Below are 12,816 nucleotides of genomic sequence, written 5' to 3' on the forward strand. Positions count from 1 at the left end.
GAAAAGTAAAGATCTATGCGCCTATTTTATCTGACCATTCTCTCCTTATTAACCTCCTTATCAACACTTAGCAATACAGCCCAAGGGCAAACAATTCATTCAAAACTCGCCAGCCAGACCCAAAGGCTACTGGAAGATGTGCAGATGAAAAATGCCTCCCTGAGTTTTTATGTAGTGGATGCAGGATCCGGCGATCTGGTCTATGAATATAGTGGCCACAGAGGCTTGTCGCCCGCCTCCAGCCAGAAAATTTTCACGGCCATTGCGGCCTTTGAAAAATTAGGCAAGGATTTTAGGTTTAAAACAGTGCTGGGCTATAAAGGACAGGTAGCCAGCGGTGTTTTAAAAGGAGATTTAATTATAAAAGGCTATGGAGATCCTACGCTAGGCAGCTGGCGTTATCCAGGCTATAAACCGGAGGATGTAAAAACGAAGATACTGGCCAGCTTAAAGTCAGCTGGCATTAGGGCGGTGGATGGTAATATTTTAATTGACGAGACCGCTTATAGCTTTAATCCGGTACCTGGTGGCTGGCCCTGGAATGATATAGGTAATTATTACGGTGCAGGGGACTGGGGCGTAAACTGGAAAGAAAACCAGGTAAATATCACCTACCGGGGTGGCCATCCGGGCGGTGCTGTCAGTATCACTAAAGTAGACCCTGAAATGCCGGATGTCCAACTCATCAATAAAATGGTGGCCGGCCCTGCCGGCTCCTCCGATTTGAGCCGGATTTTTACGGCGCCCTATAGCCCGGTAGCCCTCATTGATGGCAGAGTGCCTGCTGGGACCACCAGGATGGCGACAGGCTCAATGCCCAATCCGCCATTACAGCTGGGTGTAGACATCCAGCGCTGGCTGAAAGAAAATCAGATCTATATTACCGGTAGCGTAAAAACAGGGGGTAATTTGGTGATAAAAGGGGGCAGCGTACCAGAAATGGATAAAGTGATCGATACGTACACTTCACCTGTACTGAGTAGAATTGTCCATCACTTTTTGCGTAAAAGTGTAAATCTATATGGAGAGGCATTTGCTAAAGCCATTGGTTATCAAGATAAAAAGGAAGGCAGCACGCAGGTAGGCGTCGAAGAAATTCGCAAATTCTGGCAGGCAAACGGCATCAGCAAAAGTGAACTGGCTATGATGGATGGCAGCGGACTTTCCCCGCAGAACTATGTATCGGCCTATGCAGAGGTAAAAGCATTGCTCTATGCCCAAAAGCAGCCCTGGTTTGCAGATTTCTATGAAGCCCTGCCCACCTATAATAATACAAAAATGAAAAGCGGCACTATACATGCCTGTAAGGCTTATGCCGGCTATCAGAAGTCATCCTCTGGCAAAACCTATGTTTTCTCCATTATTATTAATAATTACTACGGAAGTCAGTACAGTTTACTCCCCAAAATGTACCGAATATTGAACGTTCTTAAATAAGTAGGGGAAGTTCAGTAAAAACCAACCTGACAAAGCGGCTGGATTTCAAAGAAGATAGTAGCGTTTTTTTGTGGTTTGGAACTATTGTACAATATTTGCAGTAATTTTTAAGTTGGATGGGTCTGACCGCATTAAAGAAAGCTAAAGATCCCCCGTTTTATACATTAATTCACCAAAAAATTGTGAATGGCATTAGTACACAGAAAAAATAATCGGCGTTTCCAAAGACAAGCAGAACCGGAACATCGCATCAATGAGCGCATCAGGGTTCCCGAAGTTCGTCTGGTAGGAGATAATGTCGAAGTAGGTGTTTATCCTATTGAGGAAGCCCGTAAGATTGCTGCTAACCTGGAATTGGACCTTGTAGAAATCTCCCCCAATGCAAACCCACCAGTTTGCCGGGTGGTAGAATACAAAAAGTTCCTCTATGAGAAAAAGCGTAAGGAAAAGGAGATGAAAGCCAACTCTAAACAGAGTGAGCTGAAAGAAATCCGCTTTACGGCCAATACCGATGATCATGATTTTGATTTCAAGGCCAAACATGCGGAACGTTTCCTGCAGGAAGGTAACAAGGTAAAAGCCTATGTACAGTTCAAAGGCCGTGCGATTATGTTTAAGGATCGCGGCGAATTGTTACTGCTTAAATTTGCTGAACGCCTGGCTGAGGTCGGTTCCCTGGAAAGCATGCCTAAAATGGAAGGCCGTAGGATGCTGGCAATGTTTGCACCCAAAGTGACCAAAAAGAAGGATTCCAGTAATAAAGAGAAGGAAAAGGAAAAGAAAGGGGAGAAACCTAAGCAGCCCGCTGCACCAAAGGCACAGCCACAGCCGGCAAATAAAGAAGGCGAGTAGGGATGGTGAATAAAAGGCATTCAAGACCTTTACTGCCATTATTTTCTTTGCTCTACAATGGACTTCTATTTATTATAGGTGATTTTGACCCAGTCTTAAATAATGGATAGCCAGACCATGCCAACAAGCAGGCAAGCCGTCTCTCGCTCTCTTACTGATCTTACTGAGTTAGATTGGTCGCTGATATTTGGATTGGATTCAAATATCAGATAATAGTAGAAGCAGCAGCAGAAGAAGAAAAGCAAGTTACGTATTGTTTAAATAAAAGAAAATGCGTCAGCAACTCATATAAAGAGCGCTGACGCATTTTCTTTTATTGCTTTTGATGGACTTTCCCATTATAATGCGCGCGTTTTTAGGGTATACTGAAAGTCAGGCCAATAGGTGCGCGCTGCAATGACTACGCTAATGACTTTGCTCAAGTCAGATCCGCTACCGTTCTATGTTCCAAAATGGCCAGATTGGCATCCCGTACCTGAATCAAAACATCCCGGAGTCCGCAACTATCCTCATTGCAGTTCTCGCATTTTTTATAAAAATGCAGACTGACACAGGGCAGCAGGGAAATTGGCCCTTCAATGAGTCGCATAACTTCTGCCAGTACAATATCCTCGGGCTTTTTGGCCAGAAAATAGCCGCCACCTTTCCCCTTTTTGCTATCCAAAATACCTTCCTTTTTCATTTCTAAAAGGATATTTTCCAAAAATTTAAGCGGGATTTTCTTTTTACGGGAAATTTCAGCAATCAGTACCGGGCCTTCCTTTGCCTGTTGTGACAGATACATCAGGGCCTTAAATGCATATTGTGTTTTCTTTGATAACATAACTTAATTTTTTCCTTCGAATACTTTGGTAAATGCAAGCTGCAAATTTACCCATTTAAAAGTAAATCAAATTATAGAAAAACCCTATTTTTTAGGGGTTTATATGCAGTTCAGTACTATTAATATCGCTTATTTTACGCAAAGCCGGCTGTCAGTTGCCTGAAAAGACTAATTATAGAAGGATCTTGAGCGGTTGATTTTCAGATCTCTAAGGATGCCGGATTTTGGATTTAAGATAATGCTGAAGGATTTGAACCGGCCAATAGGGGATACATTAATGGACATTTGCCAGCAATGCATTTCCCGGGTCAGAAAAAGGCTCAGCATGCGCACCTCTTGGGAACCTACGTCAAAATATATACTGCCCCCTGCCTTCCATTTAGGCGTCAGGCTAAAATCGCCATTCAGGTTCAAACTGGAGGTAACCTGATGGATATAGCTATTATAATCTGGGGCCAGGGTACGGTAAAACCCAAGGGCAAAAGAGGCTTGCAGGTTCCAGGGAATATTAAAATCCACAAATTCGGCCGGATTATCTCTTACATATTGCAGCTGTCTTTGCTGTTGGTCGTAGGGCATATTGGGATCTGGCTCAATGCGCTGCTGATCAGAACGGTTATCTGCCTTTTTACTGGAAAAAGAAGTGGACATGGAAATATTACCGCTGGTAATACTGCCAATCTTCCCTTCCTTCCAAAGTAGTTTGTTGACACGGACGCCTCGGTCATATTCATACTGGTCAATGGTCATACTGGCATTCACATTCATTTTATTATCAAACAGCGCTGTTCGCATAGAAATACTGACGGGCGACCATTTTAAAGTGTCGGCAATCATATTGTAGGACGTGTTGATACTCAGCCCATCAATCAAATTCACTTTTTTGGTGGCATTCTCCGGGTCACCGGTCGTGTCCTTATCGTTGACTTTTTTCATCTGCAGGATATTATCCAAGCCAAAATTAATCCCCCCAAAGCTGCCCTCGCCAAAGGCGCCGACGATATTACCTTCAAATTTGGAGACCCGCATCCTTCTGGTAGAAGTATCCGTCTGTAGGGTTTGATAATTCTGACCATTCATATCCGGCTGATAACTCAGGCTGATGGTCGGGCGGATCTCATGCCGGATGGCTTTGATCTTGCCTTTCTTAAAATTGACCGTTCCAAATATCCTGGTATTCATAGATATACCAAAGGACATCTGTTGTGCGGCGAAGAACCCTCTGGAGATGGTGGTATCTATCACCAGGCTATCCTCGTTCCAGTGTCGATCCATTTTGCGACTGTACCAGTTCTGGGAATAAGAAATGGAGGGCGTAAACAAAAGTGGACCTAAAGCTGGCAGGGTAAGTGTGATAGGAATCTGGTGCTGGGCTCCCCAAAGCATGGTATCTTTTAACTGACTGGCTGAGAAGGCGGTATCATAAAAAGAAAACTGATTCATCAGGGTTCCATTATAAGAAATGCCCAGATTCTCATACCATTTAGGTTTGCCGACCTGCTCTTTTTTCTGAAATGGATTGACCGTTGCCATAGAAAAGTTGGCGGTCGGTAATTGCACATTGATCAGATGGGTATTGTTATTCTGGTTATGGTTGGCTGCCAGAGATAAATTATACTTCCCTTCATCCCAGGTTTTGGCCCAGGTAATGGAGGAGCTCATCTGGTTTTGGATGTTTTGCAGGTTATTGGTCAGATAACTGTTGTATTTTGTACTACCTGCATTGACATTGGCAGAAAAGCTGACGCCAGGCCTGGCCTTACTGTCCATGGAGTGACTCCATCCGATATGGACGGTGGTACTCTTAGTGTATTCATCCCGGGAGATACCTGATGTATTTAGAATTTTTGTAAACTGGTACTGAAGATTCAGGGAGCCTCTGTATTTATACCGCTTGTAATAATTAGGGTTTACGCTGATCATATAGCCACCATAACTGTATATATTGGCCCTGGTGGTAACGTCCCAATAGTCATTAATCACCTTATAATAACCTAACCCGTTAAATCCCAGTCCATAACCACTGTTCTGCTCAAATGTGGGTGGTAAAAAGCCTGAGTGCCGGCCCCTGGTGAGTGGGTAGATCCCAAAAGGAATGACAATGGGCATCGGAACGCCCTCGAATTCAGGGATGGCTGGGCCGGATACGGCCAGCTTTCCTGTAATCATCTTCATTTTAAAGGCATGAAAGTCAAAGTGGGGCGGATCCAGGTTACAGGTCGTAAAACGCGCATCCTTCGCAAACAAGGAATTACTATCAATTTTTTGACGATATCCGCCTTTACGAATATCTCCCCTTCATTATAGTAGGTATTTTTAAGAATGCCCTTTTTGGTCTTGACATTAAATTTAAGGCTATCCATAATGGATTTACTACCTTGTTGGGTAATGGTGGGTTTGCCATAAATGTTATCTGACGTATCTTTGTTGCCAAAGGCCCGGATGATATCCGTGTTTTTGTTGTAATTGATGTCATCGGCTGATATCTCATATTCAGGGTTTTTTACATTGGCATCCTTATGGAGGGCAAAAGTATTTTGCTTAACATATAATACGGAAGAGTCCGTTGCCTTATAATCGAAGACATTCGGAATAGAATCCTGTGAGAGATAGGATAAATCTTTTGGAGGGACTTTACTGAAGGTAAAGGCGTCCTTTGGGGTTCTGGGTTTAATGGAATCTGCAAAACTGGCTGGAATAGAGTTTACGGGAATAGTATCTAAGTAGCCAAGATTTTGCCCATCTGCAAGTAACCACCAATTAAAGCGCGTACCACTGACAGATCTATCCATAACACCAGTGGCAAATAGTGGCTTAACATTAGAGATTACGTAATTATTTGCAAATCGGCGGAGCTTTTCTATTTGCAACTGTATGGATGCAGGGTTTTGCACAGCGGCCCATTCCCCTGTCAATAAATAAGGAAGAGAAGTCTTCCCAGTGATAGAAGGATTTGCAGGGTTCGGTGTTTTGGCCGTGGTATTTGTTATCCACATCAATAAAAATAGCAAGGCCATACAGGCCCTGAGGAAGTATTTTATTTTTACGGGATAGCTAAGATTCATACCAAAAAGTGCCTGTTGAATGACAGTGCAATAATAACCCAAAAGTCGTTATGCACCATAACAAAATAGCGAGAAACTGAATATTTTACAAGTTATAAGGAACACAAAAGTAGCAACTAAGTTATAATTGAAAAACCAGGCCCTCGCAATTATAACATATTTTGTGTTTAAAAATCATGGGATTCAAAAAATATCCCGTTATTATTGCAAATAAAACGTTAGGGCGTTAAATTTTTATATAAATGAAAGGGATTTTAAGGGGATTATAGGTGTCGTAATTATATTACTTGGCTCCATTGGGTATATTCAGGCACAACAGTCCACACTCAGAACCATAATTGTGGATCCAGGTCATGGGTTGCCTGATCCAGGTGCCAAAGGGCATTATAGTAATGAATCTGATATTATCCTGGCCGTTGCGCAAAAACTGGTGCAGAAATTAAGGGATTCCCTGCCAGGTGTCAAAGTGATCATGACGCGTACAGACCGCAACTTGCCGGGACATCTGACAAGTGCGCCTGAGGCCAATCGTTGGCGGGCTAAATTTGCCAACGAGAATCACGGTGATTTGTTTGTCTGTATCCACGCCAATGACGCACCTTCCACTACCCACAGAAAAACGATCGGTTACCGGACCAAGGTTTATTATACAGGCAAAGGCAGCAAAAGACGCAAACACACAAGAAGGGTGCCTCGTTACAGCTATTATAAAGTGCCTAGTACCGCTCATGGGACAGAGACCTATGTTTGGGCCGTCAATAAAAATGATTCGAAGCAGGATTTTGTCCAAAGTAATAATCCCGATGAGTTATATGGGGAAAAAGGGGATAGCACCGTACCCATGTTCAGCTCCACGGAAGAAAAAATCCTGGCTACACTTAGAACAAAAAGTATTTTTCCAGAAGCCTTTTACTGGCCAATCTGATTGAAGAACAATATGTTAAACAAGGTAGGTTTAGCAGAGGCGTCAAACAACGTAATGAAGTAGGTATCTGGGTCTTACACGCAACGGCTATGCCGAGTATACTGACAGAAATTGGCTTTATCACGGATAGGAGTGAGGAAGATTATATGAATAGCCAGGGTGGACAACAGCAGATTGCCTCTGATTTATTACAGGCCATTATTAAATATAAAACACTGCTGGATGCAGGTCATGTCCATTAAATAATTAAAAAAGAAAAAAATATCCGGTCTATCTGTCATTAGCAACAATCTTGGTTAACTTTTTGCGCTAGTGGACAAAAGGTTTGGGAAAGTGAGCCAAAAAAGAGCAATTTGCTTCATAAAAGCTGTATAAAAGCTGATTTTGAGCCGAATTGCTGTTACTTAGGCCGCCTGATTGGAATTATTGGCTATTTTTAAACGTAACAATTTAAGTTTCAAAGTTTAATCTATTTATCTTTGTACGCAAGTGGATGACAACCTTTTGGACACAATTCGCTTAGAAGGCAACTGGTTAATCTAAAACAAGCATTGATTACTGAAGTAGTACACAATTGCCGTTGTAAGCAGCAGCGTGGGGGCTAGCGCTTAAAGACCGATAAATAATATAAAAAAACAGGTATGAAAATATCTAATGAAACAAAAATAGGTGCATTGACCATTATTGCCATTGTGCTGCTGTTTTTGGGATTTAATTTTTTAAAAGGGAAAAGCTTGTTTAAATCAGGCAACTATCTTTATGCTAAGTTTCCGCAGTCCAACGGGTTAGTGGCATCCAACGTTGTGACAATTAACGGCTTCCAGGCGGGGAATGTGTCCAAGATATCGGCCACAAAAGACCTGAAAGAGATCGATGTTGAAGTCAAATTAAATCAGCAATACGATATTCCTAATAACTCCACTGCCAATATTTCAAGTAACCCGCTGGGGGCTTCTAGTCTGGAAATTACCCTCGGAGATTCCAAACAAATGATGCGTTCAGGTGATACCTTATTGACAGTCATGACGCCTGGTTTTCTAGGACAGGTCGGTAGTCAGATCCGTCCCCTTGCTGAAACAGCCAAAAATACTTTGCAACACATTGATACTGTGATGCAAAATATCAATCAGGTAATGGACTCAGGATCAAGAGAAAATGTTCAGCAGATTGTGGCCAATTTAAGTGTGGTTACAAAAAACCTTACGCAGACCACCGAACTTTTAAATAAGGCATTAGATTTGCAGACAGGAGCGTTTGCTGGATCTATTAAAAATATTAATAGTTTTACCAGAAATCTGGCAGACAACAATGCAAAGTTTGATTCTGTAATGACCAATCTGACGGTGGCTTCCAGCAAGTTTGCACAGGTGGATTTATCCACCACCTTAAATAAACTGAACGGGTCCATGCAGCAATTGTCTGACATCCTGAAAAAGGCTAATTCAACGGACGGTTCTTTGGGCGCTTTGTTGAACGACAGAGAATTATATAATAATTTTAACCGTACGGCAAAGAGCTTACAAACCCTTTTGGATGATCTCAGGGTACATCCGAAACGATATGTAAATATTTCTGTATTTGGCAGAAAGGATAAAGGTAATTATTTAGAGAAGCCACTGCCGCAGGATAGTACGCAGATTAATACAGACTTCCGGAAATAATAAATGAAGATACTAGCGCAAAAAAAAATAAGGTATAGACTCAGTCTGCTGGCACTTCTGGTAGCCATGGTTTGGGGTACAACACTACAGGCACAAGTGCAGCCTGGTGGTGGCGGCGATTCAGCCCGTCAGAACCTCATCCAAATTATCCATGCCGACCGAACAGGATTTAAAAAGTTTTCCGATAGTGTTATGATCAGGTTTGCCAGCGGTCATGTGGCAGTCAGGCAATCCAATACTTTATTTTATTGCGATAGTGTGGCGGCAAACCCTGCCACACAAATAACAGAGGCTTTTGGGCATGTTCATATAAATGATAATGATTCAATACAAATCTACTCGGATTTTATGCGCTATAAGGGCGCAGAAAGAACGGCCTTTCTGAAAAATAATGTAAAACTGACCGATGGCAACGGTGTGCTCACCACTTCAGCCTTGGATTATGATATGAATACAAGGATTGCCGTTTATAGTCAACAAGGAAAACTGGTCAATGGCAAGACAGTGCTAACCAGTCGGTCCGGCACGTATTATGGTGATACAAAAGATGCGCAGTTTAATCAGGATGTAAAACTGGTAGATCCGGATTATACCATGACCACCGATACACTTCTGTATAATACAGTAACACGGGTAGCGACCTTTACCGTCCCTACGCTGATCAAACAAGGTCCATATAAAAGCGTACAGACAACAGACGGGTATTATGATTTGTTACACAAGACCGCCTATTTAGGTAAGAGACCCACCATTATTGACAGTAGTTCTGTACTGGTTGCCGACGAGGTGGCAGCCGATGACAGCAGCGGCTTTGCTGAAGCCAGAGGCACCGTGGTCTTTAAAGATACTGCCCAGGGGATGGTTGTCCTTTGTAATGATTTAAAATCCAGCAGAGAAAATGCCTCATTTCTGGCGACCGTTAATCCTATAGCCATTATCAAACAAGAGGCGGATTCTTTGTTTATCGCTGCGGATACCTTGTATTCTGCCAGGTACAGTAAAGATGACAGCTTATCGGTTCTGTCAGACAGTACGCAAAGCGATGGGCAATCAAACACAGCGGGTAAAAAGGATTCCACGGGTAAATTAACCCCGTCAAGATATTTGACAGATCATGCACTGGCAGACGGGCAATCACTAAATACGGACAGTAGCGGTGTAGTTGCGGATAGTACAAGCGTTATAACGCCACAGACGAGTGATAATGAAATAGAAAAAGCGCATACGGCTGCCGATACCACCACTCAGCCTAAAGCACCTGGGTTTCATAAGGTAGGCAAAGTTTTTGTCTGGGACAGCGACTCGACAAAGCCCGCTAATAATCAGGTGCCGGCTCCAGACAGTACTGCAAAGCAAAATGCTGAAAAGTCAGAACATAAAGGCTTGTTTGATTTCTTTAAAAGTAAGAAAGATGCCAGAGATGAAAATGATGCCAAGCCGGTTATTAATGCTGATACCACCCGGCCTAAACAGCAAAAGCAGCAACCCGTCCAAAAAAAGCAGGAGAAAAAGTCCATCTTCAATATTTTTAAGAAAAAAGGTGATGTGAATAAGGGGAAAACCCAACCTTCCATTATCGATAGTATTAAGGCATCAAAACCCCAGCCAGTGGTTGATTCTGCGGGCGGCGGTAAGCCAGGTCTGGATTTCTCTGTAGGTAAAACAAGTGGCAGTAAAGATTCATTACCTCCCGAAAATAAAAAGAATCGTTTTCTGGAAGCCTATTATAATGTACGGATTTATAGTGATTCCCTGCAAGGCATCGGAGACAGTCTATATTATTCCGGCAGAGATTCTTTAATTGAACTCTTTAAGCAGCCAACGGTATGGACTACCTCCAATCACCAGATTTCTCAGGTAAGTGGGGATACGATTTTAATACAGACGGCCAATAATAAACCGAAGTATATCCGGGTGGCAGACAATGCCATTATGATTAGCCAGGCAGATTCCCTACACCAGAAAAATACCAGTAAATTCTTTAACCAGATGGCGGGAAGAAAACTGGAGGCTTGGTTCACAGATGGACAGATGGATAGTCTTTCAGCCCAGGGAAATGCGCACGGTATTTTCTACAGTCTGGATGATAAAAATAAATATATAGGGGTCACACAACAGGACTCCAGAGTGCTGAACTTTTATTTTGTCAATAAAGAACTGGAGCGGATAGTAGGCAAAACTGATGTGGTGGGCAGGGTATATCCTATGGGTGAGGTCGACCATGAAAAGATCCGACTCAAAGGTTTTGAATGGCTGGAAGACAAAAGGCCCAAATCGAAGTACGATCTGCTGGCACATTAATCCCTGCCAGCCAGCCACTACTTAATAGTTTATGCTGCTTGGATAAACAGCACAGGCGAATAAATCACCAAAAGTATTATATTTGATCAGGTATTAATAAAACTTCCCTGGACTGATAAGCAGGGTGCGGACAATATTTTATCCGTTTACTGCAAAGCTTTATATATAAGATTTCATGGCACAATCCCCTAAAAAAGAAGCAAGAACAACGGCAAAATCAAGGTCAGCCAACGCTTTGCGTACTAAATTAAAATATGGCCTCAAAGCATTTATCCATGACAGCAGGAGCGTGGGGATACTGCTGCTGCTTTGTACGGCCATCTCTCTTATTGTTTGTAACTGGCCGGGAGGCAGTGAGCTGGGCATGGCCTATAGTGGTTTTTGGCATCAGGATATTACGCTGCTCACTAAACTACACCATTTACACGACGTGCATTTACCGCATACCCCAATTGAGCTGATCAATGACCTACTCATGGCGGTATTTTTCTTTCTGGCAGGCATGGAAATCAAAAGAGAACTGGTCAAAGGCGAGTTATCTACCCCCAAAAAGGCAGGGCTGCCCATGATTGCGGCTATCAGTGGTGTCGCCTTTCCGGCGATTATTTTTTTATTGCTCAACCGTGGGACCGGATTTGAACATGGCTGGGGGATCCCAACCGCAACTGATATTGCTTTTTCCTTAGGTGTGGCGGCACTCCTGGGTTCCAGAGTACCTTATTCGCTCAAAATCTTTTTAACGGCCCTGGCAATTATTGATGATTTATGCGCCATCTTGATCATAGCCCTTTTTTATGGAGGAGAGATTGCCGGAGGTTGGCTTTTAACGGCCGCTGGCTGTCTTGTTTTACTATGGGGAATAAATAAACTTAAAAATAAGCCAGGGTATTTTAAAGCAATCCAACATATCCTACGGGTGCTGGTTGCTTTGTTACTTTGGTATAGTGTACTGCAAAGTGGGATTCATCCCACCATTGCAGGCATTTTATTTGCCTTTATGATACCAGTGGATCAGCTATCTACGTACGAGAAAAAGGTACATGTCCCGGTGAATTTTATTATAATCCCTTTGTTTGCGCTGGCGAATACCTGCATTTTTCTGCCGGCTACATTAGGTAGCGTGATTCATTCAAGTGTGTCGTGGGGTATACTACTGGGGCTATTTATTGGCAAACCCCTTGGCATAAGCCTGGTTTGTTTTATGGTTATCCGGGCGGGGTGGTTTAAGTTACCTAAAGGGGCGAGCTGGAGTCAGTTTATCGGTATCGGTATTTTGGCAGGCATTGGCTTTACAATGTCCATATTTGTTACAGCGCTTGCCTATCAAGAGGTTGCCCTGCAGACTGATGCTAAATTGGCGATTCTGGTGGCTTCTATACTTGCCATGGTGACTGGCTATGTCTGGTTGTACCGTTCAGGCAAACAAAATACGCATGCACTTCACGTTGATTAAATAGCATATGCCTGTATTGCTTAATTGCAAGGTAGGTAGCGTCTTGCTGAAGCCAAAAATTACGTAGGTCCATGAAACTATAGGCAATCGACACTTAGTTCCACCGCTCATAAATTATCCGATGCAAGTAGCAAGCCCTCGACTTTGAAGAGCATCTTGCTGACCAGAATCTTTAATGCTTAATGAGCACATGCCTTTTAAAAGTTAAGGTGAATGTAATGGGAAAATGCGATAGCGCTGTTCGCTGTTCGCGAACAGCGAACAAAGATTGATGAAATTTAACCTTATACATATTGCAT

The 12,816-nt window shown here is 42.8% G+C and carries 10 protein-coding genes; 7 read left to right on the top strand and 3 right to left on the bottom strand.

Features of this window, described 5'->3' with window-relative positions:
- Positions 1–15: 15 nt before the first annotated feature.
- Positions 16–1,437 carry a D-alanyl-D-alanine carboxypeptidase/D-alanyl-D-alanine endopeptidase gene (gene dacB / locus FSB73_RS13470; protein ID WP_146783117.1) on the top strand — a complete coding sequence of 474 codons (1,422 nt, stop codon included), beginning with the start codon at positions 16–18 and terminating at the stop codon, positions 1,435–1,437.
- A gap of 186 nt (positions 1,438–1,623) precedes the next feature.
- Positions 1,624–2,289 (top strand): translation initiation factor IF-3, encoded by a 666-nt coding sequence (infC, locus tag FSB73_RS13475; RefSeq protein ID WP_146783121.1) that lies wholly within the window; start codon positions 1,624–1,626, stop codon positions 2,287–2,289.
- A 418-nt stretch (positions 2,290–2,707) separates the two neighbouring features.
- Here the strand turns inward: infC and FSB73_RS13480 are convergent, their stop codons facing one another.
- From FSB73_RS13480 to FSB73_RS13490, 3 genes are all read right to left on the bottom strand, one after another.
- Complete coding sequence (locus FSB73_RS13480) at positions 2,708–3,112, bottom strand: RrF2 family transcriptional regulator (RefSeq protein WP_146783124.1); 405 nt, start codon at positions 3,110–3,112, stop codon at positions 2,708–2,710.
- Positions 3,113–3,280: 168 nt separating this feature from the next.
- Positions 3,281–5,359 (bottom strand): putative LPS assembly protein LptD, encoded by a 2,079-nt coding sequence (locus FSB73_RS13485; protein ID WP_158639549.1) that lies wholly within the window; start codon positions 5,357–5,359, stop codon positions 3,281–3,283.
- On the bottom strand, positions 5,284–6,177 hold the full coding sequence (locus tag FSB73_RS13490; protein ID WP_146783130.1) for a hypothetical protein: 894 nt from the start codon (positions 6,175–6,177) through the stop codon (positions 5,284–5,286). The genes FSB73_RS13485 and FSB73_RS13490 overlap by 76 nt, the downstream gene beginning before the upstream one ends.
- A gap of 340 nt (positions 6,178–6,517) precedes the next feature.
- Here FSB73_RS13490 and FSB73_RS13495 point away from each other — a divergent pair, with 340 nt between their 5' ends.
- The 5 genes from FSB73_RS13495 (at position 6,518) to nhaA (ending at position 12,517) form a co-directional block, all read left to right on the top strand.
- Complete coding sequence (locus FSB73_RS13495; protein ID WP_158639550.1) at positions 6,518–7,102, top strand: N-acetylmuramoyl-L-alanine amidase family protein; 585 nt, start codon at positions 6,518–6,520, stop codon at positions 7,100–7,102.
- A complete protein-coding gene (locus FSB73_RS13500) occupies positions 7,102–7,344 on the top strand; it encodes an N-acetylmuramoyl-L-alanine amidase family protein (RefSeq protein ID WP_262712641.1) in 243 nt (80 codons plus the stop codon). The genes FSB73_RS13495 and FSB73_RS13500 overlap by 1 nt, the downstream gene beginning before the upstream one ends.
- A 399-nt stretch (positions 7,345–7,743) precedes the next feature.
- On the top strand, positions 7,744–8,763 hold the full coding sequence (locus FSB73_RS13505; protein WP_146783139.1) for an MlaD family protein: 1,020 nt from the start codon (positions 7,744–7,746) through the stop codon (positions 8,761–8,763).
- Between the two features lie 3 nt (positions 8,764–8,766).
- Positions 8,767–11,064 carry an OstA-like protein gene (locus FSB73_RS13510; protein ID WP_146783143.1) on the top strand — a complete coding sequence of 766 codons (2,298 nt, stop codon included), beginning with the start codon at positions 8,767–8,769 and terminating at the stop codon, positions 11,062–11,064.
- A 175-nt stretch (positions 11,065–11,239) separates the two neighbouring features.
- Positions 11,240–12,517: a Na+/H+ antiporter NhaA gene (gene nhaA, locus FSB73_RS13515; RefSeq protein ID WP_146783146.1), complete on the top strand. Its 1,278-nt coding sequence runs from the start codon at positions 11,240–11,242 to the stop codon at positions 12,515–12,517.
- Positions 12,518–12,816 lie beyond the last annotated feature (299 nt).

Source organism: Arachidicoccus ginsenosidivorans (assembly GCF_007971385.1).
GTDB classification, from domain to species: domain Bacteria; phylum Bacteroidota; class Bacteroidia; order Chitinophagales; family Chitinophagaceae; genus Arachidicoccus; species Arachidicoccus ginsenosidivorans.